This is a genomic window from Serratia plymuthica, from assembly GCF_018336935.1.
GTDB lineage: Bacteria > Pseudomonadota > Gammaproteobacteria > Enterobacterales > Enterobacteriaceae > Serratia > Serratia plymuthica_B.
Genome location: NZ_CP068771.1, coordinates 1,969,605 through 1,994,710 on the forward strand (window position 1 = coordinate 1,969,605; position 25,106 = coordinate 1,994,710).

General features: G+C 46.0%; 27 protein-coding genes and 2 pseudogenes. 20 read left to right on the plus strand and 9 right to left on the minus strand.

Annotated features, from left to right (window positions below):
- The first annotated feature begins 162 nt into the window (after positions 1-162).
- From JK621_RS09375 to JK621_RS09420, 10 genes and pseudogenes are all read left to right on the plus strand, one after another.
- Positions 163-627 carry an NlpC/P60 family protein gene (locus tag JK621_RS09375; protein ID WP_212559551.1) on the plus strand — a complete coding sequence of 155 codons (465 nt, stop codon included), beginning with the start codon at positions 163-165 and terminating at the stop codon, positions 625-627.
- A 57-nt stretch (positions 628-684) separates the two neighbouring features.
- A pseudogene (lplA, locus tag JK621_RS09380) lies at positions 685-816 on the plus strand (lipoate--protein ligase LplA); the annotation flags it as partial.
- 47 nt (positions 817-863) lie between these two features.
- Positions 864-2,576 (plus strand): recombinase family protein, encoded by a 1,713-nt coding sequence (locus JK621_RS09385; protein ID WP_212559552.1) that lies wholly within the window; start codon positions 864-866, stop codon positions 2,574-2,576.
- A gap of 269 nt (positions 2,577-2,845) precedes the next feature.
- Positions 2,846-3,130, plus strand: a complete 285-nt coding sequence (locus JK621_RS09390) for a hypothetical protein (RefSeq protein WP_212559553.1) — start codon at positions 2,846-2,848, stop codon at positions 3,128-3,130.
- A gap of 94 nt (positions 3,131-3,224) precedes the next feature.
- On the plus strand, positions 3,225-3,386 hold the full coding sequence (locus tag JK621_RS09395) for a hypothetical protein (RefSeq protein ID WP_212559554.1): 162 nt from the start codon (positions 3,225-3,227) through the stop codon (positions 3,384-3,386).
- A 71-nt stretch (positions 3,387-3,457) separates the two neighbouring features.
- Entirely contained in the window at positions 3,458-4,060 is a 603-nt protein-coding gene (locus JK621_RS09400; RefSeq protein ID WP_212559555.1) for a hypothetical protein, read from the plus strand.
- A 69-nt stretch (positions 4,061-4,129) separates the two neighbouring features.
- Positions 4,130-4,603 carry a hypothetical protein gene (locus JK621_RS09405; protein ID WP_212559556.1) on the plus strand — a complete coding sequence of 158 codons (474 nt, stop codon included), beginning with the start codon at positions 4,130-4,132 and terminating at the stop codon, positions 4,601-4,603.
- A 646-nt stretch (positions 4,604-5,249) separates the two neighbouring features.
- On the plus strand, positions 5,250-5,711 hold the full coding sequence (locus JK621_RS09410) for a hypothetical protein (protein ID WP_212559557.1): 462 nt from the start codon (positions 5,250-5,252) through the stop codon (positions 5,709-5,711).
- 7 nt (positions 5,712-5,718) lie between these two features.
- Complete coding sequence (locus JK621_RS09415; RefSeq protein ID WP_212559558.1) at positions 5,719-6,435, plus strand: hypothetical protein; 717 nt, start codon at positions 5,719-5,721, stop codon at positions 6,433-6,435.
- 350 nt (positions 6,436-6,785) lie between these two features.
- Positions 6,786-7,151 carry a hypothetical protein gene (locus JK621_RS09420; protein ID WP_212559559.1) on the plus strand — a complete coding sequence of 122 codons (366 nt, stop codon included), beginning with the start codon at positions 6,786-6,788 and terminating at the stop codon, positions 7,149-7,151.
- Positions 7,152-7,526: 375 nt separating this feature from the next.
- Here JK621_RS09420 and JK621_RS09425 read toward each other — a convergent pair whose 3' ends face one another.
- The 4 genes from JK621_RS09425 to JK621_RS09440 form a co-directional block, all read right to left on the minus strand.
- The gene (locus tag JK621_RS09425) at positions 7,527-7,847 is read right to left on the minus strand and encodes a hypothetical protein (RefSeq protein WP_212559560.1); all 321 of its coding nucleotides are present in this window, start codon (positions 7,845-7,847) and stop codon (positions 7,527-7,529) included.
- 98 nt (positions 7,848-7,945) lie between these two features.
- Positions 7,946-8,149: a hemolysin expression modulator Hha gene (hha, locus tag JK621_RS09430; RefSeq protein WP_046373740.1), complete on the minus strand. Its 204-nt coding sequence runs from the start codon at positions 8,147-8,149 to the stop codon at positions 7,946-7,948.
- 297 nt (positions 8,150-8,446) lie between these two features.
- Positions 8,447-8,956: a hypothetical protein gene (locus JK621_RS09435; RefSeq protein WP_212559561.1), complete on the minus strand. Its 510-nt coding sequence runs from the start codon at positions 8,954-8,956 to the stop codon at positions 8,447-8,449.
- Positions 8,957-8,968: 12 nt separating this feature from the next.
- Complete coding sequence (locus JK621_RS09440) at positions 8,969-10,354, minus strand: hypothetical protein (RefSeq protein WP_212559562.1); 1,386 nt, start codon at positions 10,352-10,354, stop codon at positions 8,969-8,971.
- Positions 10,355-10,828: 474 nt separating this feature from the next.
- On the opposite strand from JK621_RS09440, the gene JK621_RS09445 reads away from it, so the two are divergent.
- The 10 genes and pseudogenes from JK621_RS09445 to JK621_RS09490 all read left to right on the plus strand — a co-directional run bounded on the left by JK621_RS09445 (position 10,829) and on the right by JK621_RS09490 (position 19,205).
- Entirely contained in the window at positions 10,829-11,164 is a 336-nt protein-coding gene (locus JK621_RS09445) for a hypothetical protein (protein ID WP_212559563.1), read from the plus strand.
- A 356-nt stretch (positions 11,165-11,520) separates the two neighbouring features.
- Positions 11,521-12,632 (plus strand): IS3 family transposase gene (locus JK621_RS09450; protein WP_212559564.1). Its coding sequence is split into 2 segments (ribosomal slippage): positions 11,521-11,782 and positions 11,782-12,632, totalling 1,113 coding nucleotides; the frame shifts between segments, so codons are not numbered across the junction.
- A gap of 84 nt (positions 12,633-12,716) precedes the next feature.
- Entirely contained in the window at positions 12,717-13,019 is a 303-nt protein-coding gene (locus tag JK621_RS09455; RefSeq protein WP_212559565.1) for a hypothetical protein, read from the plus strand.
- Entirely contained in the window at positions 13,020-13,235 is a 216-nt protein-coding gene (locus tag JK621_RS09460; RefSeq protein WP_212559566.1) for a hypothetical protein, read from the plus strand.
- 134 nt (positions 13,236-13,369) lie between these two features.
- Entirely contained in the window at positions 13,370-13,663 is a 294-nt protein-coding gene (locus JK621_RS09465) for a hypothetical protein (protein ID WP_212559567.1), read from the plus strand.
- A 15-nt stretch (positions 13,664-13,678) separates the two neighbouring features.
- On the plus strand, positions 13,679-14,371 hold the full coding sequence (locus tag JK621_RS09470; protein ID WP_212559568.1) for a hypothetical protein: 693 nt from the start codon (positions 13,679-13,681) through the stop codon (positions 14,369-14,371).
- Positions 14,372-15,001: 630 nt separating this feature from the next.
- The gene (locus tag JK621_RS09475; RefSeq protein WP_212559569.1) at positions 15,002-15,235 is read left to right on the plus strand and encodes a DUF2188 domain-containing protein; all 234 of its coding nucleotides are present in this window, start codon (positions 15,002-15,004) and stop codon (positions 15,233-15,235) included.
- A 104-nt stretch (positions 15,236-15,339) separates the two neighbouring features.
- Positions 15,340-16,236 (plus strand): annotated as a pseudogene (locus JK621_RS09480) (lipoate--protein ligase); the annotation flags it as partial.
- A gap of 542 nt (positions 16,237-16,778) precedes the next feature.
- A complete protein-coding gene (locus JK621_RS09485; RefSeq protein WP_212559570.1) occupies positions 16,779-17,519 on the plus strand; it encodes an EAL domain-containing protein in 741 nt (246 codons plus the stop codon).
- Between the two features lie 243 nt (positions 17,520-17,762).
- Positions 17,763-19,205, plus strand: a complete 1,443-nt coding sequence (locus JK621_RS09490) for a protein adenylyltransferase SelO (RefSeq protein ID WP_212559571.1) — start codon at positions 17,763-17,765, stop codon at positions 19,203-19,205.
- Positions 19,206-19,295: 90 nt separating this feature from the next.
- Here JK621_RS09490 and JK621_RS09495 read toward each other — a convergent pair whose 3' ends face one another.
- From JK621_RS09495 to JK621_RS09515, 5 genes are all read right to left on the minus strand, one after another.
- Positions 19,296-20,081: a heme ABC transporter ATP-binding protein gene (locus JK621_RS09495; RefSeq protein WP_212559572.1), complete on the minus strand. Its 786-nt coding sequence runs from the start codon at positions 20,079-20,081 to the stop codon at positions 19,296-19,298.
- Positions 20,074-21,078 (minus strand): FecCD family ABC transporter permease, encoded by a 1,005-nt coding sequence (locus tag JK621_RS09500; RefSeq protein ID WP_212559573.1) that lies wholly within the window; start codon positions 21,076-21,078, stop codon positions 20,074-20,076. The genes JK621_RS09495 and JK621_RS09500 overlap by 8 nt, the downstream gene beginning before the upstream one ends.
- Positions 21,078-21,908 (minus strand): heme/hemin ABC transporter substrate-binding protein, encoded by an 831-nt coding sequence (locus JK621_RS09505; RefSeq protein ID WP_212559574.1) that lies wholly within the window; start codon positions 21,906-21,908, stop codon positions 21,078-21,080. Before JK621_RS09505 ends, JK621_RS09500 begins: the two co-directional genes overlap by 1 nt.
- Positions 21,905-22,939, minus strand: coding sequence for a hemin-degrading factor (locus tag JK621_RS09510; RefSeq protein WP_212559575.1), 1,035 nt, complete (start codon positions 22,937-22,939; stop codon positions 21,905-21,907). The genes JK621_RS09505 and JK621_RS09510 overlap by 4 nt, the downstream gene beginning before the upstream one ends.
- Positions 22,940-23,002: 63 nt before the next feature.
- Positions 23,003-25,084 carry a TonB-dependent hemoglobin/transferrin/lactoferrin family receptor gene (locus JK621_RS09515; RefSeq protein WP_212559576.1) on the minus strand — a complete coding sequence of 694 codons (2,082 nt, stop codon included), beginning with the start codon at positions 25,082-25,084 and terminating at the stop codon, positions 23,003-23,005.
- Between the last annotated feature and the right edge of the window lie 22 nt (positions 25,085-25,106).

Genomic DNA, 25,106 nt, shown 5'->3' on the forward strand with positions numbered 1-25,106 from the left:
GCTTCATCGCCATTATCTCCTTCACAGCACTTGCCTTTTTCCCCATGCGAGAGATAAATTAGCGCCAAATAGCTCTCTCCTAACGTGGTGCCGGCTTTGCCTCGCTGGTGGTGTGGTTGACCGGGCGGCATGATGCGGCTACGGGTTCAATGAAGGGATCGTATGAGGATGCGTGTTTGGTTTTTATTAGCCAGTTTAATCCTTGCCGGTTGCAGCAGCCATGCGCCGCCGCCAAGCGGCCGGTTGGCCGACTCGATCGTGGTGGTGGCTCAATTGAATGAGCAACTGCGGCAATGGTACGGCACGCCATATCGTTATGGCGGGATGGATCGCGGCGGCGTCGATTGCTCCGGATTTGTCTATCGCACCTTCCGTGACCGTTTCGATATGCAATTGCCGCGATCTACCGAGGAACAAACCGAGCTGGGCACCAAAGTCTCGCGTGATGAACTGATGCCGGGCGATCTGGTGTTTTTCAAAACCGGCGCGGGTGAAAATGGTTTGCACGTGGGTATCTACGACACCAACGATCAATTTATCCACGCCTCAACCAGCCGTGGCGTTATTCGCTCCTCGCTGGACAATGTCTATTGGAAGCAAGCCTACTGGCAGGCGCGGCGTATTTAGCGTTAACCCTTTGATTAGGTGTATCATGGCGGTATCACGTCCTTAACGGTGACTGCCATGAATAGCCTACGCTTACTGATTTCCGACTCCTGCGATCCCTGGTTCAATCTTGCCGTGGAAGAGTGCATATTCCGCGAGATGACTACGCAAAAAATCCTGTTCTTATGGCGCAACGCCGAAACCGTGGTGTTCTGATATTATTCACACATGAGAAAATTATCATTTGAGAGTTTGTCATGACTACACGCCGCCCCCACGTTTACACCCGTATAAGTAAAACGACCCAGACAGAAGGTAGTGGTCTGGACGAACAGACCGCTCGTATTGAACAGTACTTGAAGGATAAGAGGCACCTTTTTGAAGGTGACGTGACCTACTGGCAAGACATCGGGGTATCTGCTTACCGCGACATGAACATTCAACATGGCCAGCTCAGCGAGTTCATTAAACAAGTTGATGAAGGGCGTATAGGGCAGGGTGATGCCCTTATCATTTATAGCCTTGACCGGCTTTCACGGCGTTCATCGTGGGATGAAACAACAATACAGCACCTCGTAAAAAAGGGTGTTGAAATCCATGATGTCAGTACACCTGTTGTACTGAATCGTGAAGACTCCATGTCAAAAATCATCATGGAACTCATCGTTACCCGTGGGAATAACGAAAGTAAGATTAAGTCTGAGCGGAGTACTGCCGGTTGGGAAAAGCGTCTAAACGATACGTTGAAAGATGGTCGTGTATTCACCAATAAACTACCGCGTTGGTTAGGGTCGAACGATGACCAGTATGTAGTACTCAAAAATGAAGCAGAAATCATAAAGCGAATCTTTCGTGAGTACACGAACGGTATGAGTAGCCCTATGATCGCCCGGAGGTTGAATGAAGAAGGGACTGGTAAATCGTTATGGCGTCCTAACACGATCACTAAACTCATCAAAGACGAGCGTCTCAGAGGTAATCTCGTTCGTGAGAAGATAACTTTAATTCCTAATGTATTTCCGAAAGTGATCGATGATGAGTTGTTTGTATTGGCGAACAGAATATTAAGTACTAATGCCGTATGTAAGAAGGGCAGGCCACGTGAGAACAATAAAACAAGGGAAGTTAATAATATCATAACGGGCTTAGTACGTTGTGGAAAGTGTGGTTCTAAAGTCACTACTACGAAAAATGGTAGAGGTATGCGATATATTACATGCCTTAATCGTTTGAACTATAAAATTTGTGGACAGAAAAGTATTCGTCTTGAAGAAGTTGAAAGAATAGTTATCACTCACGTTAAGCAAGTTGATCTCAGTAAGGTACTTTCAATCTCTAATGCAGATACTTCAAACGAAGCACTGTTACAGGCAGAGCTGATAGAACTAAAAATAGAAGAACAGAGTTGTAGAGTAAAGATTGATGAACGGAAAAGATTAAAACAACGGGCTTCTTTGCCTTTGGCAAACGCATTGACGGATATTCAAGATCGTATTGAAGAAATACAAAGTGAAATTTTAAACTTACAAGTACAAGAACCATTGCCGGATATTAGTAGTGATAGTATTTCAGCACTTCTGGATGCAAGTAATGTTGAACTTCGAATGAGTCTTAGGAAGTACTTAGTTCAGGTGGTTGATAAATTAACTTTCATCAATATTGGTGATTATAACATCATAGAAGTGCAGTACAATAATAATGTTTACTGCCACGCTCTGATAACTGATAAGAAACTTAAAGTACTACACGAAGTGGATATTACAGTTAGTGGTGATAATACTACTTATAATAGTGGTGGTTTTAGTATTGTCGAGAGTGAGAGCGAAGGTGTTTGTACTTTTGAAGGTATCGATAATGTTAGTTACACCGATTATTTCTTGTTGGCTAATTACATCGGTAGTTTGCCAGAAAAACAGTGGATTGTAGATGTTATATATTTACAACAGAATATGGACGCAGTTCTCAAATAATTCTGACAAAAAATCTAATTTCGGCTATAATATGGGTGGGTATTTTATCTAAAAATGAAACGACTCGTTTTGTTATGCTATAATATAAGAGTGTTTCGGTGGTTATTCACTAAATAAGTACAGTGAAATTGCACAGGAACACCTAATGAAACAATTTATAAAAGACTTCATCGTACTATCTACAATTTTCGTAGTAATTATTTTAATACTCGCTAACCCAATAAGTATAATTTGGGGAATTGCCTTCATATGGGCATTGGGAGTGCTAAATGTACAAGCTTAATATTATAACGGCTTGTTGGCTAGTAAAAGTACTATTTCCCGATCTACCAGTACTAGATGTTTTGGTAAATGAGATACTACGATTTCTTCAAGACAATAATCTAGAATTAACCGAAGATGATATTGATCAATTCAATAGCGTATACTGGCCTGTATTGTTCACGCTTTATGACGTGAAATTAATAAATATAGATGATGGAAATACAATAGCCTTTGTGATTCGAGATGAAAAGCTTGGAATCGCATATGGAAACATTTTCTACTTTATCTGATAAATAATACAACAACAAATCTCCAAAGACAAAGTTACCGCCAATGTCACGAGGCGGTACTTTTTTACGGAAAAAACATAGGGAATGTATAGCAATGGAAAAGAAGAACAAGAAAAAGCAAATTAATGTACGTTTAAACGAAACGCAAATGCAGTACTTACAACAATTAGTGGATAGTGGTAAGGCAAGTACTCAAAGTGGAGCACTAGTCTACCTGATAAATCAATATGCAATTTTAGGAGGTAATAAGAGCTAATAGGTAGTTTGCAGTAAGTAGTACAGAGGCATCACACGGACGTTGAGATGCAAATATAAATGGAATTTGAAATGGAACAGGAAAATAATAAACTAGTCTACGGTATTGGTACTAACGATCTAGCTCGCAAGAAACAAAAACAAATTGAAATCGGACTAATTACACCTGAGTTTCGAAAAGATTGCTATAAGGCGTGGAACAGTCGTTTAGCGGCACAGAAGAAGGGGAAAGCCACTGTTTGCACTGAATGGCTTACTTACTCTAACTTCACACGCTGGTGGCTAGACACTCACATTGAAGACTGGTGCATTGACAAAGATTGGCTTACTGGTGGGAAAGAGTACTCTCCAAGTAATTGCGTTTGGATTCCGAATAAGATCAATTGTCTGATGTGTGATGGTCGTAAGAAAAGTAACAGTTTGCCAATGGGAGTGTCTCATAACAATGATAGTTATTGTGCGAAATGTTGGGTTGGTGGACTTCACGTAAATAAAACTTTCAAATGTCCCAATCAAGCCCACAGACAGTGGCAAGAGTGGAAGATTGAAGAGATTGATAATGTGATCTCGCAATTCAGTACTGAACCACGTTTAGATAGTCGTATTATCGACCGTCTCATTGAAGTAAGAGATAGTATCCAATCTGATTACGACAACAATATGAAAACGCAATAAAATAAAGCCCGGACGTGGGGCTTGTTTTTGGGAAAATAAAAAACCAACTAAACTATTTATGGGTATATAATGGCAGGAAAACAACAAAAAACAGATAACTCAAAATTCATTAGCATTGCTGGTAATAACCATAAGTACTCAGACCTTACCACAGAGGGTAAATCCATAGTTATTGATGTTATTAGTAAATGTGCAGGCAAGAAAGGATACCCAAAAGAAAAAGTATACTTCGTACTATTCAATTGTACTGAAATTAGCAGGGATAGGGTTAAGTACTGGCTCCAGTACTACTACGGGAAAACTAGTGGTGATTCGGCACCTACAGAGGACACAGTACGCAAGTTTCTAACTATCACCAAGCAGCTATCGGCGGCAATGGTTGATGCTCATACTAAAGGTGTGAAGTTATTTAAAAATTCAAAAGACGGTCACTGTTATTTAACGCCAGTACAGAAATATCGAATCGATAAAATATATAATGACGGCGGATCGGCAGAAGAAATGATAGTACTGATTCAGAAAATGATTGATGATGCGAAGTGATTTACTTTATGTTGCGACCACCTTACTTCGCAAGATGGTGGTTTACTTCGCAAGATGGTGTGTTTACTTCACATGATAACAAAATAAATCGTAGTAAAATCAATTGTTTGCGTTCAGATTGTGGTGTCAATTCGCATCTTGCGACGTTATATTAATATTACTCTTACTCAAAATTTTATAATAAACAATCGCCAAGTAAACTTGTCGTAGTCAAAGCTCGTAAACTCGCTTTAACTAAGAAAAATTAAATAGGGATTAAACTTGCGTTTTTTCCCTTTCGGTCAAAAGAACGCGGCATTTTGATTTTTTTAAAATAATTTATTAGTTATTGAAAAGAACTAAAATAATTTTGGGTATTTTAAATGACTTATTAGTAGCTACGCACTTCGTTTGTTTAGGGATCGGGCTGTTGAAAGCCCTTAGATAAAAACTACTCAAAATAACTACTGAAAAGACAGTAAGTAGAAAAGACAAGTCGTCGCCCCCGTTCGTGAGTAGGGAAGTCCAATGATTCGCCGGGCAGTACTAACGCGAAGCCACCCCCGATCAATTACAACCCCTCATGATAGTGATTTCGACATGCAGCACTGGCACTTGCATGAGACAATGATAAAGTACTGCAATGTTCAACTTCAAAGGACAATAGATGATCGAGTTCGCGAGCAAGTACAAAGATTTGCTTACTATTAGTTTTAGTGCGTTATCATTCATAATTGCATGTACTGCATTGTTCTTCTCGGCAAGAACTGCTCTGCGAGACAGATCGAAACTATTGATCACCGCACGTACAGTAGCGGAGCCGTTCTACAAAAAGGTCTATAAAATTGAGGTTAAAGTTACAAATATAGGTAGACGAATTGCCGCAATAGAAGGTGTGCAATGCCATTATGAGCAAGGCTATACCTGTCGTGACTATATCGAGGAAGGAATTCATCTGAAGGAAAAAGAGAGGGTGGTACTCGATGTGGAAAGGCGTAGCACTATTCTCAATGGAGATGAAGGTGACGTCTATCAACTTGAAGATATCACTGTGTTAGATACTCAAGGGAAAGAGTACCGAATTAAGAACTCCAAAAAACTAGTAGAAAGATTAATAGCAGAGGGATGACTTAGCTATGGCATTAAATTGGAATGGAATAAAAAACATAGCAGATATTACTAAAATTACCATTTTTGCGTACTCATGCTATTTCTTCTTTAGGATGGGAGAGGCTGTTTTTTATGGCTATCCATTCAGTTACATCAGTGTAGATTCATCTAGTTTGTTTTCAGTACTGATAAAGTCATTAATTGCATTGTTATTTGCTTTCGCAATGATAAAGACTGCAATGAAATCATCACAAGGTGCTATTTGGAATACTTTTCTAGTACTTATTAGCTTGGTAGTACTTTCCGTAATGATGTATCTTAAAGATAGAAACTTACATGAGGTATCAACTGTTTTTGTTTTTTATATTATAATTTACTATTCATTGTTTTCCATTGCCGATTCAATAAGAGAACTCAACAAAACTGATGAGGGAAACGTGCAAGGCAGGGGGCTGTTAAAGGCTGTATTTTATTCTTGGGTTATTTGTTTCGCGTTAGGGAATTATTACTATGGTTTCGCACCTAATGGGTTATATCAGGATAAGGATGGACGTGTAATTATAGCTCAATACAATGACAAGTACATAATGAAAAAGTGTCAAAGTAATGGAGTTATGGCGACATATATAGCTGACATTCCAGATGGTATGTTAACTCCAGTACCGGAAAACTATTTTGATAGAGAATTTTTGAAAGCGAAATGTAAAGTACACTCAAGTACGCATGATAAAAAAATTGAATAATGATAGTGATGTTGACATATGGACAGTAAAAAAATGACATTATATGGTTAAACTGCGAGCAACTATGAGGGTGGAATGATGATCGACTTCCTTGATATCGTTGATTTTGACCCACCGAGCTACAAACTGAAGCAGAATGAAAATGGTAACTGGGAAGCGAGACGCACAAGTAATTCATGGTGCGTAGAATTTACTAACCTTTACCGTAACATACGAGACAACTACGAACTGATCCTAACACATCCCAAAAATCCTCGCTTTGATGAGGATGTTGATTATATTATATTCAGGAAATAATTAGCGGTAAAATAGTTTCACACTACACGCAAAAAACACTCTGGAGAGTCTAAATGAGTCTTGAAATTTCTTTTGTTTCAGATCATGGAAACATTTCCATGGAGAGGATAGTGTTACGCTCCAATTCAAACGGAGTATTATTATGGAATTACTTACTATCGGATAGTACTTATCATAGTGATGGTACTGTTTCTAATAAACTGCGTCACGTGTTCGATTTTGACTCTCTAACCGCAATTACTTTGAATGATGGGGATTTAATAATTCTTTATACTTGTAAAGGTAATGATAGTGTCTATGAACATGAAGGTGTGAAGATTTATTCGATACATTGGGGCTTAAATGAAACAGTATGGAACAAAAATGGCGATGAGGCTGTGTTGATTAAAGCCGAATCTAGAGCTAAAAAGAAAGTCTAATAATTTAACGGCGAGGGTATGTAACCAATACCCTCATCAGAAACATACGATTTTAACTAACTCTGAAAAAGCTTATGTACTTTTACCGTCATAAGTTCATCGTAATATGAATCTAGTTTTTTAGATGCTTCTTCTTTAAGACCATAGATATCTGCCATAGTGATCTTAGAAAATGAATTGATATCTTTGAATTGAATTTTATACATCAAGTACTGTTCATCTGGATGCTTAGATCTTAAGAATTGTTGTACTGTAAGGATGAAAATCGCAGAGGCAGTATGAAATCTAATTAAACAGTTGCATATTTTTTCAAGTTGTTCTTTATCGGATATAATTATTCCGAGTCGTTCAATAGAAAGAATTTCTCGTTTTAGTCTAATGGCTGAGGTTCTTGATTTTTTTTATTTTGTCATATTCGACTTTGGATTGTTCAATATATAATTCAAGTACTTCATCACGAAACTCATTTAATTGTTCTATTCTAGATGAAAACTTAGTTATACGCTCTTTACTATCCATTGCATCACTATACTGTTCATCAAGTTTAGAAATTTTTTCAATGGCAGCTTCTAGTCCTTTGGTTTTAGTTTGTGTTTTCAGCCAGTCTTTAGCTTTATAAGCAGCATAAAAAGCAGAGAATGCCATAATAAAATTCGCTAAAACTAATAGCCAATCAGTTAAGGAGCCAAGTTCCATCTTCTTATCCGTGCTGTAGTATAGAGTACTGATCAATAGCAGTACTAAAATAGAGAGCAGTACTATAACTAAACTAATTATAATTCTATTAGCCCATTTCATCTAACGTACTTCCAAACGGTAGGGGGGATTTTGTCGTACAACTTCCCCATTGTAAGTTCTGCAAGTCGATGATCAGACGCGGCGTAGAAGGTTTCAAGTTCATCATTAGATAGTTCGTACTTATTCTTATCAATTACTTTTTCAAGGGTATCAATACTGATGCAGCGGCGAAGCTGCATTATCCAATCTTGTTTGGTCATAGAGTCTCTGTGTTGTCTTGAACGAGAATACTTTGTACTGATTCTACACTAAGGTTAAGATACTGGCGATACTACTACAGTACAGAAAAAACAAGGACGACACATATGAGAAGAACTCTATTAGTACTGGCTATGTTATCTCCAGTACTTCACGCAGCAACCATACCTAACTTCTCGTGTGAAGACATACGCTGTGCATCGTATAGTACTAACGCGAAGCCAACCCGATCTAATTGAGCTGCCCTATGATGGTGAAATTAAAGCCGCAATATTGCGGCTTGTTAAACGCATAGCGTACTAGGAGAAGGAAAATAAGTTTTTAATATCCGCATCCAAATTCTTTTTGAATCCATCGACTTTGAGATATTGCTGATCTAGATTCGCTCTTGCTTCTTTAAACATATTAATATCATCAAGTCGTAAAGCACTATAAAACTTCAGGCAAAGATTATAAAATCTAACTAGATCTTTAAAATGCTGTTCAAGCTCCACTTTGCTCTTTATATTAAATCTTCTACAAGCCTTTAATCTATCTTGTAATGGCAATACAGTATATACGTGATCTTCAATATTCTTTATCGTGGTATGGAATTCATCATCTGTTCTTTTCAACTTTGACATATAGAAGTAAAAGCGATTCATTTCTAAAACTACTGTATCGTAATCTGCCATTAATTTTGCAACATGATCATAGCCAGCTGAATTGTGTTTGTCTTTAATCCAATCTTTAGCATTGAAGGCTGCATAAACAGCAGCCCCAGCCATCGTCCAATCTGCTATTGTACCTGTAATATCATACCAAGCCATATAATATGCTCCTTAATCAATAAACAAATCAGCATAGTGTTTAATTATTTTACTGTGCGATGTACGAACGGTTTTGTACTTTTTGCTTAGCTCTCGATCATACTCAAAACTATTATTTAATCTATTTTGAGTGTCATAAGCTCCAATTGATAATGCATCTCTAATTGTATAAGATAAATTTAAATGTGCTTCAATTATTGCATAAAATTCATTCTTGTTTTTTGGTTTCAATCCCCAGAGCTCCATTCTTGCCATGTCAGATCTTAGAGATATTGTATTTTTCCTATAGATAGACTCTCTATCACGCAAGTTTCCCCAGCGTTTTGCAAAGCTATTTTTTTCACCTTGAATATCAGGATCGGTGTTAATAATGTGTTTCACATCAGTGTGAAGATATAAAGATTCTTGCTGTAATCTACAGAAATTATCTATTATTTCATCTGCGAACTTTACTTTACGATCGTTTAATTTAGGTGAAAGCCAGTCTTTGGCATTAACGGCTGCATAAACAGCTGCACCAGCCATGCAGCTGTTTGCACCTGCACTTAGCCAATCAGTCAATGAACCTATTTCCATTTTCTTATCCGAGTTATAAAGAATAACACCAATCAATAGCAGTACTATAAGAGTGAGTAGTACTATAACAAGTCCGGTGATTATTCGATTAGCCCATTTCATATGGAATTTTTCTGAAAGGTAATTTTTTGTATTTTTAATTTTTGTGGATTTCACTCTTCTAATGTTGAATGTTATATCTATATCTGTATTTTTTGATCTTTTCAAAGACTTCCATAAATAAACCCCAGTTGTTATGCCTATGAAAGCCAAACCTATTAGCATGAAGTTTACTGATATATATGACATGCTATATATACTAATGCCAAACCAAACAAAAGTAATAGATAATACTATAATTTCATTTGATAGTGATATTGAGTGTCTTATATTACCTTTGACGATGTTTAATTTATAAATATTTCCTGAAAAATAAGGTTCAAGTATATCAATATGTCTCTCCCAATTTTCCTGCCACTGTTTCCCACTAAGGCAGGTGATTAAAAATTGTAGACTAATAAAATAACCGAGCACGCTTGCACAAAACAAAAATGACAGTAGTTCTTTGGCAATCTTACCATCCTTTAAAAACGCAGCAGAGACAACACCACAAATTGCGACTAGTACTGATATGAGTGTCCAAAAATATGACGCCCGCTTCCAGTATAATTCAATTTCAAATTTGCGAATGTCATGAGCCTTATTATAAGCCTCTTCAATTTTTTTGTAGTCTTGCGTAGTGAATTTCTCCCCATCCGCGAGACTCTTCCCCAGTAAATGTTCAAAGTATTCTTTACTCTCAAGAGGGAAGGTATGATCAGTTAGTTTTGCATTATTTTCCATGTTTTATTACCTCACATACTGCCATACAGTAGTCGGGTTAATTTTTCACTAATATAGTACGGGAAGGTTGGTAGTGTAACAGCCACAGCTAAAGCAGTAATGGTGATCATGATAACGTCTATTCGTCTCACACCAAATTGTCCCCACCATTATATGTTTGATAGTATAGTACTATTGTCCGGTGGTACTAAACAATAAGGGCATCAACCTGAAGTAAAAAGTTAGTACCACCGGATAATCCAACCTCCTGTACGCCTCTCTACGCGTTTTAAATCACACCACCTATATGATTACCTGGGTTTTCACTAAAACAGTTCACAGTGGCGTACACGTACGATATCAATTTATTGATCGTTTAAAGTGATCAATTATCAATTATTGATCTGTAAATCCTATCAATGTAAGTGCTCGTCTGATATGATGCTTCCAGCCGTCAGCGGCCAATAAATAAAATAAAAATGTCTGGAGAACCTTATGAAATTATTAGTAATCATATTATTTTCAATAGCCTTACTTACCGGTTGTAGTACCCCTTGGATGGATCAAGCACTGGTAGGAACGGTTGATGGGAACAACGTAGTAGTACTGTTCCCGGCTGGTGATGGATTTTACAGGCCACAATTCAGCAGCGATTGCCGCAGAACATACAATAAAAACTATCAGTTGGACAATAACAGTACGGGCTGTCGCATTGCAGCCGAGCGGGTTACTAATATCCGTGCCTATCGTGAACCGGGTGAAACGGGTAACACTGTAGTAAAAACGAATAGCCTCGCACCGATTCACAGCAATAGTATTGAGAACCTATAAAATTACCAACACCAGTGAATAGGGGATTTAACCAATAATAGTAATAATAAATTACCCCCAGCCTCGGCCTAATCGCCGGGGCTTTTTTTTACCTAAATACAGTAGAGGTAATATGTAATGAAACTGATAGCAGAATGCAAAACTTTTAAATTGAGTGAATCGTTATATCAATGTATTAACATTAATGGTTTTCAGATTGAAACGATAGTTACGATGTCGGGGGAATGGTCATGTACTATCAAGGATACATACACCGATTTAGTACTAGACGCTCCAGTGTAAGTATCCCTGCGAAACGAACCATTCACTTCTAGAGATCTTCCGACATACTGATTATGTCCCCTGAGGAGATCACCATGCGTAAAGCCCGATTCACCGAACACCAGATCATTGCCGTTCTGAAGTCCGTCGAAGCCGGACGTACCGTTAAGGATGTCTGCCGTGAAGCCGGTATCTCTGAAGCCAGTTATTACAACTGGAAAGCGAAGTTTGGCGGTATGGAAGTCTCTGATATCAAAAAGATGAAAGATCTCGAGGACGAAAATCGTCGCCTGAAACAGATGTTTGCCGATCTCAGCCTTGAATGTCGGGCCCTGAAAGACGTTATCGAAAAAAAGCTTTAAAACCAGCGATAAAGCGTGAACTCGTTAACTATCTGACGGCGCAATTTGCCATGAGTTTACGCCAGGCCTGCAGGACATTATCGCTGAGCAGGACGGTGTATTTTTACCCGCCCGATACCCGGCGTGATGAACCGGTGATCCAGGCGCTGACTGAGCTGGCAGAGCGCTACCCGCGGTATGGGTTTAAGAAGCTGTTCCAGTTGCTGCGCAGGCAGGGTAACGCCTGGAATCATAAACGCGTTCACCGCATTTACTGCCTGCTGAAACTGAATTTTCGCCGCAAGGGAAAGCAGCGTTTGCCTGTACGCAACCCGGCGCCGCTGGCGACGCCGGAAGCACTTAACCAGAGCTGGTCGATAGATTTTATGCATGATGCGCTGGTGTGTGGCAGACGCTTCCGGACCTTCAATGTGGTTGATGACTTTAACCGCGAGGCTCTCGCAATAGAAATCGATCTGAATATCCCGGCGCACCGGGTGGTCAGAGTGCTGGACAGGATAGTGGCAAACCGCGGCTACCCGCTGAAGATGCGGATGGACAACGGGCCAGAACTGGTCTCACTGGCGCTGGCACAGTGGGCCGAAGAACATGGTGTGCAGCTCGAATTTATTAAGCCGGGTAAGCCTACACAAAATGCGTTTATCGAACGGTTTAACCGGACATACCGGACAGAAATCCTGGATTTTTACCTGTTCAGAACCCTGAATGAAGCACGGGAAATTACAGAGCGCTGGCTGATGGAATATAACAACGAGCGGCCTCATGAATCCCTGAACAACCTGACGCCGGAAGAGTACCGGCTAATGGCTGAAAACCCGGAAATCTCAAAAAGTGCGTGGAACTAAAGCTGGGATACTTACACAAGTACTGGTGCAGTTAATGAAATCATTGTGAGGGATTATCAGGCCAAGTACTTACACGATATTACTGTGAAACCACGTAATCAAGTGAAAATAGTACCAACATCTGTTGCAAAACTCACTGCACAGGGAAATATCAGTGCAATGAAATCCGGCATTAGGAATGGTAAATTTAAAATAGTAGATTCAGGTGGGAAGAAACGAATGATTGATACTACAAAGAAAGGTAGGAAAAACCGTTCTAAACGTGTTGTCGGTGTTCGTGAGGTTAAGAAACGTAAAATGGTATATGACTTTTACGCAAACGCCGAAGCCGGTGCACGTCTTATCTTATCTGACCTACAAGGCCAATATATATTTAGGAGAATGTAAATGATAATGCAAGACCAACATCAATACTATGAAGATGATACACGTTCAATTCAAATTAATGATCTAGTACCGGATGGTAACTCACTGCCCACTAATGTTTGTTTTCTTGGTCAGAAGTTCAAGAAACTATTAAAGCAACAGCTAAAACTAATTAATGAAGAACTTGAAATGGAAGTTGATGTACAAGAAACAATGAATATCATCTTTGAGAAATAACAACAACAACTGGAACTTGGAAACATATACCAATGGTCATTGTTTGACGTTGAACGAACTATCGTTGTCATTGAAAAAACAAGATTGTTTGTAAAGGGGAAGTACTTCTGGGTTTATTCAACAGGAATACTAAAATGTTTGGAATAGGAGCGATCATTGATTTGATCAAAACTGGTTTCAGTTTCTTCCAGAAAAAGGAACAGAGTAAGAAAGATTTAGATGCACAGAACAGCCATGAGCAGAATGAAATAACACTCGAAGAAACTCGTAAGGGCTTCACGTGGTGGCAGGCTCTTGGGTATGTACTAACGTTTATTGTTGCATGGAATTACGTGATTCTCCCAGTACTGGCTGTATGTGGGGTAGTACTGCCAATACCACTTGATGACGTATGGCGGGTACTGATAGTATTGATTGGTGGTGGTTAAATAACAGGGTGTTGTATGGATAGTTGGTTATCAAAACAAAGAGCTGGATTTAATAAAGATGAATTTAGAGTGCGTGTTTCAGAAATAAACTGGAACATACATAAAAGATTAATTATTTCAGAATTTGAGAGCGTAGTCAGAGATGCGAAGTCAAATGGGATTGACTTGTTTTATTATGATTATAAAGACCAATCTATTCCTAATAAGGAAAGTGTTGGTTATGATGGTGTAGCCCTGAGGTTTTCTGCCGAATTTACTGGGAATGGGTATAGATATAAAAATAATGAAAGCATTCATACCGATCTTAACTTCCAGCACGGAGCAACTCTGCATGTAACCTATAGTGCTATAGGTTTAGTATTGGTTTTTTTGACTCCAAGCACTTCCAAAGACTCATTAGCCGATCACCCAACGATAAATTTATATAGTACTTATGATTCTGGGTCAATTAACGCTCATCGAATAAAACCTTGGATTAAGAAATTTTTTGCATATCAGAGAATAACAGGCGTGCTGTATCGGAGGACTTTATACAGCAGGTTGTTAGTAACACGAATGAGGTTAAATAATTACTTTAAAAGTTATCTTTTGCCCGATGAGAAATTCAAAAGAATTAGCGGGATATACATACCGGGTTGGGCATTAATATTTGTGATAATTACGGTTATGATCACACTGTATCCAATACTTACTACGACTCCGAAATGAAAAGCCCCACTAGGGGCATTTTTATTCACACTTCCATATGGTGTTCTGTACTCCAGATCCTTCCGGAAGGTGAGGATTCATATTCGCAGAGTGTGTATATGTAGCCTTGCCCTTGCCGTACTGTTGGCAAGCTGCGTTGGCTGTCTTTTGCAAGCTGTCCAAACCATACCAGCCATCGGACTGGATACTTACGGTTTTCCCATCGTTGTACTGAACTTGAGCACATCCTACCAAAATCAACGGAAGGCAAATTAGAACCAATTTTTTCATTGAGCTTACCAATTCCAATTCACCGTAGTGTTCAACTCGCGTAGGTTCGTATGTTCAGTTCTGGTTGGTTGTAGTACTACCTGCCCAGTTTCACGATCGATGATATCAAAAAACTCGATTTCGGTCTGACCCATAGTACCTTTGGTTCTCATATTGGTTCTAACGTACTCGTACTTGTCTTTCGGATAGTTATCTTCGAATTGTTCTTCTGTCATTTTCATCATTCCCAGTGGGTAAGCAAGTAACCACATATATCTTAGGGTAAGGATAGGGGGGGTGACAATCCATCTGGTTGCAAATTGTACATTTTGTTTCAAAATGTGTAATCTGAAGTTGATATCCCATCAAGAGGACTTACACATGGCAAAAGGTAAAGATCAACACGTAACACCCCATGCTGATGGATGGCAAGTAAAAGGTGAAGGTAACAGTCGTGCTACGGTTGTTACTGGTACAAAGAAGGAAGCCATTGATGCCGGTAGGGCAATTTCCCGTAATCAAGAAAGTGAGTTAGTGATCCATAATAAGGATGGGAGGATTTCGAATTCTGATTCACATGGACATGATCCAAATCCACCAAAAGATACCAAGTAATTCGACAAAGGAGCCTTCAGGCTCCTTTGTCATTTAGAGTACCGTACCTGGCCTGACTCGATGTCATTTTAATAATAATTATCGTTATCATGTTTGCAATACTAGCTAATACCGTGGTCATTGGCCAGTCACAAAACCCGTGGAAAGAATGCAACACCCGGCGGATGGAGCAAGATGGGATCCGGCTGGCGCGGCGCAGCAGTGGGGGCGGAGCGGTATTTCACGACCTGGGCAATACCTGTTTTACCTTTATGGCGGGTAAACCCGGCTACGATAAAACCGTGTCCACCGGCATTATTCTGGCGGCGCTGGCTCAGTTGGGGATCTCCGCCACGGCATCAGGGCGCAATGATCTGGTGATCGATACCGCAGAGGGCGTACGTAAAATATCCGGGTCGGCCTACCGTGAAACTCAGGATCGCGGGTTTCATCACGGTACGTTGTTGCTGAATGCCAATCTCAATCGTCTGGCGGATTACCTTAACCCGGACCCCAAAAAATTGCAGGCCAAGGGCATCACCTCTGTGCGTTCTCGCGTTGCCAATCTGGCGGAGTTCCTGCCCGATATCAACCACCGGCAGATATGTGACGCCGTGACACAGGCCTTCTTTGACCACTATGGCGATACCGCCACGGCGGAAATCATCTCTCCGGATGTTTATCCCGATCTGCCGGATTTCGCCGCCCAGTTCGCCAGGCAAAGCAGTTGGGAGTGGAATTTCGGCAAAGCGCCTGCATTTAGCCATTTGCTGAATGAGCGGTTCGTCTGGGGCGGAGTGGATATCTTCTTTGACGTGGAGAAAGGCGTCATTGAGCGGGCGCAGATTTTCACCGATAGCCTTAACCCTGCGCCGTTGCAACAGTTGGCAGAGAGGCTGGTCGGGTGTGCCTATCGCAGCGAAGCTGTGGCAAGTTGCTGTGATAGCCTGACCGCGCAGTCTCCCGATCAAGCTGCCGAGTTGGCTGAGCTGCGGCAGTGGCTGATCGAGACGATTAAATAACGTTCAGGCTCAGGTACCCTGGGATGAGGCAGCTCATCCCTTTTCAAACCGTGCTGGCCCCTGACTCTCTTGCAGCCTCCCATCGTCAAAAAGTCGTAAATTCCGCTACAGCATAAATCCGCTAAAATCAAGGTGGGCATTTTTTGGTTGTTTCAATTCTGAGAATAACGCAGTGAATTGATGTGTTATTAAATTTAATCAGTTATCTGGCCGCGTGGGCAGAATAGCGTTGGGCAAGAATGGCCTGTTTTTTATCTAATAGGAATTTCTTTAATTAAAACAATGGAGCCAAGTTAAATTTTAAGAATTTTGCCATCACTTAAGTTAAATCTCTCACGGGTTTATTCGTAATCCTCAGGTTTTGCCATAAGTTAAATTTTTTCTAATTCTTCCTGCTGCCAGTCATGAATAGCTTTAATCTATCAATTAAATGATAACTTATTGGTAATTACATTGATATTTCCGATTAATCCCAGAGGGATTGATCGATAAAATATATTGATATAGGATGAGCTGCTCGCCATTCTGCCTGTGGCATTAAAATGAAAATTCAATTCGAAGCTGACTTTATTAGTAGCTATGTTTTTCAACCCGTTTACTCAATGGACGGCAGGCTGCTGGCGGTAGAAATATTATGCCGTTTCAATAGCCTGGACGGTGATTTGGCCATGCCCGCTGACATTGGGATTAATTTATTGACCGCCTCGCAAAAGATTGAGTTATTTCATGAGCAATTGAGGCTGGTAGAGCAACATGCCGAGTGGTTTGTCGAACACGACGTGCTGTTGACCTTCAATATCGAAGAAACCCTTGTCGATGTGATCCTCACTGACGATCTGCTGCGTCAACGCCTGCGGCAATGGCCGTTTATTGCGTTCGAGATCAGCGAGAGTTTTCCGAATCTTTCAGCGGGAAAAAACAATACCAAGGTCAGCCGGCTAAGCGAGATTTTTCCCTTGTGGCTGGATAACTTTGGCTCAGGGCAGGCGACCTTGACCGCATTGTATGATGGCCTGTTTGACTATGTGAAAATCGACAAACGTTTTTACTGGCAGCTTTTTGACCACCAAGGGTATGACGTGGTAATCGACTCGCTCTTAAAGAATATCAATCTGCTGTGCAAGGGGGTGATTGTCTGCGGCATAGAGAAGAAGGAATATTTTAATAAGCTCAGGCATGCCGGCGTTTTTGGTTTGCAGGGGTTTTTATGGCCCAGCGTTGATGTGGATAATCTGGCTGCTTTGCGGATGACGCCAGAAGAGTTCAATAACGATAACGGGTAACGTTATACACCCCAGAGTAATAACGGTCCGGATGATTTTTGCTGCGATTCCGGCCTGGTTATTTATGATGATTTTCTGGCTGATAAAGCCCCCCATTCATCGGCGCAACAAGGTGCTTAAGCCGTATTGGCGTCAGCGTCGATCCTCCGTCTCTGCATGGATTCCCGACAGAGGCTTCTCCCTGCATTTCCTCTGTGTTAATCCGCACGCTCAGGCTCTACACTAAGCGGAAACGGAGGGCCTATGCCGCAGTTCGAAAACGCTTACCACCATCAGTTACCCGGTTTTTATACCGAGTTGAAACCCACGCCGCTGAAGGGCGCCCGCCTGCTGTATCACAGCGAACCGCTGGCGCGGGAGCTGGGGTTGGACGAAAGCTGGTTTACCCAGGACAAGAGCCCGATATGGTCGGGCGAAACGCTGCTGCCCGGCATGCAGCCGTTAGCGCAGGTGTACAGCGGCCACCAGTTTGGCGTTTGGGCCGGGCAATTGGGTGACGGCCGCGGCATTTTGCTCGGCGAACAAAAGCTGGCGGATGGCCGCAGCATGGATTGGCATCTGAAAGGGGCTGGGCTAACGCCTTATTCGCGGATGGGTGACGGCCGTGCCGTATTGCGTTCGGCGATCCGTGAATTTCTGGCCTCCGAGGCGTTGCATCACCTGGGGATCCCGACCACCCGCGCGTTGACTCTGGTGACCAGCGAGCAGCCCGTTTTCCGTGAACAACCAGAGCGTGGGGCGATGTTGCTGCGCGTGGCGGAAAGCCATGTGCGCTTCGGCCATTTTGAGCATTTTTACTACCGCAAACAGCCAGAACAGGTGCAACAGCTGGCCGATTTTGTGATCGCCCGTCATTGGCCGCAGTTGAAGGGTCACGACGACGGCTATTTACCCTGGTTTATTGACGTAGTTGAACGCACTGCGCGCTTAATCGCGCATTGGCAGACCGTCGGGTTCGCTCACGGCGTGATGAACACCGATAATATGTCGATCCTTGGCATTACCATCGATTATGGCCCTTACGCTTTCCTTGACGATTACAAACCAGACTTTATCTGCAACCACTCGGATCATCAGGGGCGTTATGCCTTTGACAATCAACCTGCGGTTGCGCTGTGGAACCTCCACCGGTTGGCGCAGGCGCTGTCCGGGTTGATGACCACCGAGCAGTTGCAACAGGCGTTGGCGGCCTATGAGCCGGCGTTGATGCGTGCCTATGGGGAACAGATGCGTGCCAAGCTCGGCTTTTTCACCCAGTCGACGCAGGATAACGATCTGCTGACCGGGTTGTTGAGCCTGATGGCGCAAGAGGGGCGTGACTATACCCGTACTTTCCGCTTACTGAGCCAGACGGAACAGCAACAGGCGCAGTCGCCGTTGCGGGATGAGTTTATCGATCGCGACGCCTTCGACGCGTGGTATCGGCAATATCGGCAGCGTTTGCAGCAAGAGCAGGTGAGCGACAGTGAACGGCAGCAGGCGATGAAGGCGGCAAATCCCAAATTAATCCTGCGCAATTATCTGGCGCAGCAGGCGATTGAGCGTGCCGAGCAGGATGATGTCAGCAAGCTGGCGCGCCTGCATCAGGCGTTGCTGACGCCGTTCGCCGATGCGCCAGAATACGACGATCTCGCCGCGTTGCCGCCGGATTGGGGCAAGCATCTGGAGATTTCCTGTTCGAGCTGAAATACCCGCCGCGTTTCACATTGCGGCGGGCTAACCTGGGCAGCAGCATGCTGCGCCCTGCAAACCGCCTGGCTGAAACCCGGGCCCGATTCACTGGCGCAGATAAATCTGTGGCAGCGCCACTTCCGGGTGGTGTACCACGCCTAAATCGGCCTGATACCAGCGGGTCAGAATATCCGCCTGCAATACCTCCTGCGGCGTGCCCACGGCAACCAAACGCCCCTGATGCAACAATAAAATACGATCGGCATACAGCGCCGCCAGGTTCAGATCGTGCAATACGCAGCACACCGCAATGGGCTGTTGCCGCGTCAGTGAACGCAACAACCTCAGCGTATGCTGCTGGTGGTAGAGATCCAGCGCCGACGTGGGTTCGTCCAGGAACAACCAGGAGGGCGAAGGCTGCGGCTGCCAAAGCTGCGCCAGCACGCGGGCTAACTGTACCCGTTGCTGTTCGCCGCCGGAAAGGCGGCGATAATCCCGCTGGGCCAGTTCAAGACAGTCGGTTTGCGCCATCACCTGCTGCACCGCTTGCTGCAGATGGCGCTTGCCGTGCGGTGATCGGCCCATGCCGACCACTTCCTCGACGGTAAACGGAAAGGCCAGATCGCTGTGCTGGCGCATCACCGCGCGTACCTTGGCTAACTGTTGCGGCTGCCATTGATCCAACGGCAGCCCGAGAAGTTTGCACTCCCCGCAGCTTGGCGACAGGTAGCCGGTCAGCAGACGCAGCAGCGTCGATTTCCCCGCGCCGTTCGGCCCGATAATCGCCACCATTTCGCCGCTGGCGATACTCAGCGAGACGTCGTTGATTAACCGGCGCGAACCCAGGCTATAACGTAGCTGATGTGCCGTCAGGCTTGATGCGTTATCCATCCGCACGCTCCCGCTGGCGCATGACCAGCCATAAGAAATAAGGCCCGCCAATCAGGCTGGTCATCAGTCCGACCGGCATTTCCGCCGGTGCCACCAGCGTCCGTGCCAGCGTGTCGCTGACCAACAGCAGGCAGGCGCCGCCCAGCGCGGAGCAGGGCAACAGCCAGCGGTGGTCGCCGCCGAGCCGCATGCGCACCAGGTGCGGCACCACCAGGCCGATAAAACCAATAACGCCGCTCATTGCCACTGCCGCGCCAATCAGCAAGGCACTGAGCAGAAGCAATTGCAGTTTGGCTCGCTGGACATTCACGCCGAGGTAGTGCGCTTCTTCATCGCCCAGTTGCAGCAGGTTCAGGCGGCGCGCCTGTAGCAGCGTCAACAGGGCCGCCGGCAGGATCAAAGAGGCAGATACGATCAGCGTCGGCCACTGTGACTGGCTCAGGCTGCCCATCATCCACAATGAAAACTGACGCAGCTGTTGTTCGCTGCTGAGATAAGACAGCACGCCGATGGCCGCCATGCACAGGGCGTTGATCGCGATCCCCGCCAGCAACAGGCGTGACAGGCTGCCATGCCCGCTGCGGCTGATGCCGTAGATCAGCAGCGACACCAGCAGGCTGCCGAGGAAAGCCGCCAACATGTGGCCATACAGGGCAATCACCGGTGGCAGGGCCAATGGCATAACGATAATCAGCGCGACAAACAGCGCGCCACCGCTACTGATGCCCAACAGGCTGGGATCGGCCAGCGGATTGCGGAACAGCCCCTGCATGACGGCGCCGGACACCGCCAGTGCGCAGCCGATGACCACCGCCAGCAGCACGCGCGGCAGGCGGATGTTTAGCCAGATATGCCAAGAGGTATCGCTGAACGGCGCTTGCCACAGGGTGCGAAACGACAGCGTCAGTGCGCCCATATTGGCGGCGCACAGCGCCAATAACGCCAGCAGCGCCAGCAGGCCGGCAATGGTCACGCGCGGAGAAGTGCGACCGGGCATTACTTTTGCTCCGCCGCATTGCGCAGTTTGGCCAGCGCGGCCGGTGTTTCCAGCCCAAAGCCCAGCAGCGCCATGTCGTCGACCACCAACACGCGGCGATTTTTGCCGGCAGGCGTGAGGGCAACGCCAGGCAGTTTCCACAGCTGTTCCAGGCCACCGAGGGTCTTGACGCCATCGGTGGTGACCAGCAGCAGATCGGGCGCGCTGGCAATGACGCCTTCCTGCGACAGTGGGCGGTAACGGTTAAATCCTTGCATTGCGTTCTTCAACCCTGCGGCGGTGATGACCGCATCGGCGGCGGTATGTTGTCCGGCGGCCATCGGCGTAATGCCGCCGTGGCTCATGACGAACAACACCCGGATCGGCAACGAAGAGGTGTTCACCTGCGCGAGTTGCTGTTGGTAACGGGCGCTCAGTTGCTTGCCCTGGTCGGCGCGTTGCAGCGTCTTGGCGATGACCGCGATTTTCTCCGGCACCGCCTGCAACGTGGTGTCGCCGGGTATTCGCACCACCTTCACGCCGCTTTCCTCCAACTGCTTGAGCACCAGCGCTGGTTCAGCCAGTTCGGTGGTCAGCACCAGCGTGGGTTTCAGCGCCAGAATCCCTTCGGCATTGAGTTGACGCATATAGCCGACATCCGGCAGCGGTTTCACGGCCGCAGGCTGCAGGCTGGTGCTGTCTCGCGCCACGATCTCATCGCCTGCGCCAAGGGCGAAGGCAATTTCGGTGACGTCACCGCCTATCGAGACAATACGTTCCGCCGCGGGTGCGGTGAACGGCAATGCCAGCGCAAGGCACAACGTCAGACGACGGGACAATGAAGCTTTCATGCGGCAATGTCCTTGGGTTCAAGGGCGGCAATCTGCTCACGCCACTGGGTTTGTTCCGGCTGGCCCTCGGTACGTTGGCCGTAAAGTTGGGCGATTTGCGTGCCGTCGGCGGCAAACAGCTCCAGGCTGGTAACGAAGCCGTCTTTGGTGGGTTTGCGGGTGATCCAGCTTTCGGCAATAGCGTCTTCGATCAGGTGCAGGGTAAAGCGGCGGTTAAACACGTTAATCCAACCTTCCTGCGGCATCAGCCGCTCGATCTGGCCGGTGAAGATCTGCACGCAACCGCGGTTGCCGACAAAAATCATGATCTCGTTTTGCAGATTCTGTGCGGCGTTCAGCAGCTGCGCCAAGGCATTGTTATCCACCCGATACGCCAGATCGTTGCCGACGGCGCGGAAAGCCTGCTGACGCGTCAGCTTATGGCGGCCCAGCAGTTGGAAGAACTGGTGAACATCGGTCATTTCACGCCATTCCCGGTCAATTTTTTCGGCGTCCGGTGCGGCGTTGCCGACTCTGGCGTCTGTCGCCTTCAGTTCCAGAACCGGGTTTTCTGCACTCAGATGGCGCTCGACCAGCGCCATCCAGGCCACCAGATCGGTTTCTTCGGTGGTGTACACCTTATGCAAGGCGTCGCCCTGATGGTCGAAGAACTGAATGCTGTGGCGTACGCCGCGCTTGTTGGTTTCGCTCATGGCAAATACGCTGGCCCACTGATTGAGAAACAGGCGCAAATCCAGCTCGCGCGGGTTAAGAATCAACCCCGCGTGGCCGTTCAGATGTTGGTTAAGGTAGCGGCCCATTTGTTCATGTACCGCATAGCTGTTGCGAGTAATGGACTTGGTGACGCCAACCTGCTCAAGCTCGGTCAGCAGGGTACGCGCATCGGCTTGCAGGCGGCGGGTGTCTTCACCCACGCGGGCATGGGTCAGTTCCGCTTCGCTGACACCCAGCAGCTCTGCCAGATCGCGTGCGTATTTGCCAGGATTATCAATTTTTGCCTGCCGGTAACTGGCGTATAAGTTATTGCTCATCGGTTGTGCTCCTGTGTGTGGTTCACGCGGCGGGCAATCGGCTTGCCCGCCGTATTCAAAAGGTTACCATTGATAGCTGACCAGCAGTTTGGCGTTGCGACCATCCTGTGGGATGCCCTGCGGCGAGTAATATTCTTTATCGAAGGCGTTGCCCAGCACCACCGTGGTGGTGACGCCCTGCAGGCGTTCGCGGCCTTTATAGCTCAGGTAGAAGTCGTTGACGCCGTAGCCGCCTTGCTCGGCGGTGCCGGTTTCCACGCGAGTGGCGCGCTCGGCGAAGGTAGCGACCCAACCGGTCGACAGGCCGGTTTCACCCAACGGGATATCCAGCGTGCTGGTCACGGTGTCAGGATTGATGCTGCTTAACCAGTCGCCGCTGGCTTCGTTCTTGCCGCGCGTGCGGTTGTAAGCCAAATCCCAGCCGAAAATCGCCGTTTTATAGCTCAGCATGGCGTCCCAGCCCCAGATTTTTGCGCGGTCAATATTGGTCGAGAAAGTGGTGCAACTGATGCAATAGGGGCCACGCGGGCCACGCCCCAACTCCATGGTGACACCGGTGGTGATGTAATCTCTGGCCTTGGTGTCAAAATAGCTGGCTTTGAATTGCAGGCTGTCGTCCGCCAGCAGCAAATCGTCAAAGCGCAGGCCGAAGCCGTACTCCTGCGTCGCGTTGGTTTCCGGTTTCAGATTCGGGTTTGGCACCCAGTAGTTGGTAATGGTGGTCGGGCCCATGGGGATCGAGAAATGTTTGGCGTCGTTATACATCTCCCCCATGGTTGGTGCACGGAACGCCTGGGAATATGACCCGAACACCATCAGCCAGTCGGTTGGCGCAATGCTGATTGCCCCTCGTGACGACCATTTGTCGGCGTCGACATCCGCATAGCCGTCGCTGGAGCCTTTGTAGTTATCGTAACGGGTGCCGGCAAGCAGGGTGATGGGCAGGTCGCGCAGGGTGATTTCATCCTGCAGCCAGCCGGAAGCAAAGTTGATTTTCGCCTGGGGGAAGCTTTCCGTCGCGCCGCCCGGCGTCTGCTCTTGCCTATAAGCTTCCGAACCATAGGTAAACAGGTGCGACGCGAAGGTATCGGCAAACAAACGGGTGCGGTTTTCCAGTTTTGCGCCGCGAGTGGTTTGTTTGCGGGCTTCATCTTCACTGCCGTTGGCGTGGGCGTTGATTTTCACATCGGAGTAATACACTTTCGCTTCGGCATCCAGCCATTCCTGGCCAACAGGTTTCAGGCGGTAGCTGAGCTGGCCGTCGCGTTGGATAGTGGAGCGGTCGGTCATCAGGTTGCCGCTGGAGTTGGTGGATTCCTGGGGGTTTTTCGGCTCCTGCGCCCGATTGTTGTAGTAACGCAGATTGCCGCTCAATGACTGGTTTTCGTCCAGAGTCCAGGTCCCTTTGGCCAACAGGTTGCTGATGGTTTCATCGTTTGGCGCGTCAAAACCGTTGCCCTGGCGCAAATTGCCGACGTCACGGGTGCCGAACGACAGCAGGCCGTCGAGATTGTCGGCCTTGCCGTAGGCGCTGGCGCCCATGCCCAGACTATGATCGCCGCTGGCTGCGGTGCCGAATACCCGGAAACCGCTGTCATGACCCGGCAGCAGTAGATCGGCGGCATCGACCGTTTCATAAGCGACCACGCCCCCCAAGGCGCCGCTGCCATACAGCAGGGCAGAAGGGCCGCGCACGACTTCAATGCGTTTAATCAGACCGGGATCGAGGAAGGTGCCATTGATGTGTCCGGTATCCGTTCCCTGACGGATACCATCCACCAACGTCAGCACACCCCGGCGATCATAGCCACGCATCATAATGTCCTGGCCGTTGCTGCGGCCGGTGCCGGTGACGGTAATTCCGGGGATCCGGCGCAGCATATCGGCTGCGGTAGACGCAGTCTGGCTTTCCGGCGCGTTGCCTTCGATTACCGTGACCATCATCGGCGCTTCAAAACTGCTGCGTTGATTGCCGGTAGCGACAACGGTCATGGCGTCTTCGCCGGTTTTTTCGGTTTTTGCCGGGGTGGCGGCAGAAGAAGAAACTGTGCTGGTGGTTTGTGCAAAAGTCACCGTCGGCAGAGCGCAGGCAATCGCCAAACTCAATGCGGATAAACGCAACCGGGTGTAAGAGGGCAGAGGCATGTCGCAATTCTCCATATGTTTT

What these genes read in the sequence shown, in the direction of transcription:
- JK621_RS09375 (WP_212559551.1), top strand. Translation starts at nt 163, where the DNA reads ATGAGGATGCGTGTTTGGTTTTTATTAGCCAGTTTAATCCTTGCCGGT.
- JK621_RS09385 (WP_212559552.1), top strand. Translation starts at nt 864, where the DNA reads ATGACTACACGCCGCCCCCACGTTTACACCCGTATAAGTAAAACGACC.
- JK621_RS09390 (WP_212559553.1), top strand. Translation starts at nt 2,846, where the DNA reads ATGTACAAGCTTAATATTATAACGGCTTGTTGGCTAGTAAAAGTACTA.
- JK621_RS09395 (WP_212559554.1), top strand. Translation starts at nt 3,225, where the DNA reads ATGGAAAAGAAGAACAAGAAAAAGCAAATTAATGTACGTTTAAACGAA.
- JK621_RS09400 (WP_212559555.1), top strand. Translation starts at nt 3,458, where the DNA reads ATGGAACAGGAAAATAATAAACTAGTCTACGGTATTGGTACTAACGAT.
- JK621_RS09405 (WP_212559556.1), top strand. Translation starts at nt 4,130, where the DNA reads ATGGCAGGAAAACAACAAAAAACAGATAACTCAAAATTCATTAGCATT.
- JK621_RS09410 (WP_212559557.1), top strand. Translation starts at nt 5,250, where the DNA reads ATGATCGAGTTCGCGAGCAAGTACAAAGATTTGCTTACTATTAGTTTT.
- JK621_RS09415 (WP_212559558.1), top strand. Translation starts at nt 5,719, where the DNA reads ATGGCATTAAATTGGAATGGAATAAAAAACATAGCAGATATTACTAAA.
- JK621_RS09420 (WP_212559559.1), top strand. Translation starts at nt 6,786, where the DNA reads ATGAGTCTTGAAATTTCTTTTGTTTCAGATCATGGAAACATTTCCATG.
- JK621_RS09425 (WP_212559560.1), bottom strand. Translation starts at nt 7,847, where the DNA reads ATGGAACTTGGCTCCTTAACTGATTGGCTATTAGTTTTAGCGAATTTT.
- hha (WP_046373740.1), bottom strand. Translation starts at nt 8,149, where the DNA reads ATGACCAAACAAGATTGGATAATGCAGCTTCGCCGCTGCATCAGTATT.
- JK621_RS09435 (WP_212559561.1), bottom strand. Translation starts at nt 8,956, where the DNA reads ATGGCTTGGTATGATATTACAGGTACAATAGCAGATTGGACGATGGCT.
- JK621_RS09440 (WP_212559562.1), bottom strand. Translation starts at nt 10,354, where the DNA reads ATGGAAAATAATGCAAAACTAACTGATCATACCTTCCCTCTTGAGAGT.
- JK621_RS09445 (WP_212559563.1), top strand. Translation starts at nt 10,829, where the DNA reads ATGAAATTATTAGTAATCATATTATTTTCAATAGCCTTACTTACCGGT.
- JK621_RS09460 (WP_212559566.1), top strand. Translation starts at nt 13,020, where the DNA reads ATGATAATGCAAGACCAACATCAATACTATGAAGATGATACACGTTCA.
- JK621_RS09465 (WP_212559567.1), top strand. Translation starts at nt 13,370, where the DNA reads ATGTTTGGAATAGGAGCGATCATTGATTTGATCAAAACTGGTTTCAGT.
- JK621_RS09470 (WP_212559568.1), top strand. Translation starts at nt 13,679, where the DNA reads ATGGATAGTTGGTTATCAAAACAAAGAGCTGGATTTAATAAAGATGAA.
- JK621_RS09475 (WP_212559569.1), top strand. Translation starts at nt 15,002, where the DNA reads ATGGCAAAAGGTAAAGATCAACACGTAACACCCCATGCTGATGGATGG.
- JK621_RS09485 (WP_212559570.1), top strand. Translation starts at nt 16,779, where the DNA reads ATGAAAATTCAATTCGAAGCTGACTTTATTAGTAGCTATGTTTTTCAA.
- JK621_RS09490 (WP_212559571.1), top strand. Translation starts at nt 17,763, where the DNA reads ATGCCGCAGTTCGAAAACGCTTACCACCATCAGTTACCCGGTTTTTAT.
- JK621_RS09495 (WP_212559572.1), bottom strand. Translation starts at nt 20,081, where the DNA reads ATGGATAACGCATCAAGCCTGACGGCACATCAGCTACGTTATAGCCTG.
- JK621_RS09500 (WP_212559573.1), bottom strand. Translation starts at nt 21,078, where the DNA reads ATGCCCGGTCGCACTTCTCCGCGCGTGACCATTGCCGGCCTGCTGGCG.
- JK621_RS09505 (WP_212559574.1), bottom strand. Translation starts at nt 21,908, where the DNA reads ATGAAAGCTTCATTGTCCCGTCGTCTGACGTTGTGCCTTGCGCTGGCA.
- JK621_RS09510 (WP_212559575.1), bottom strand. Translation starts at nt 22,939, where the DNA reads ATGAGCAATAACTTATACGCCAGTTACCGGCAGGCAAAAATTGATAAT.
- JK621_RS09515 (WP_212559576.1), bottom strand. Translation starts at nt 25,084, where the DNA reads ATGCCTCTGCCCTCTTACACCCGGTTGCGTTTATCCGCATTGAGTTTG.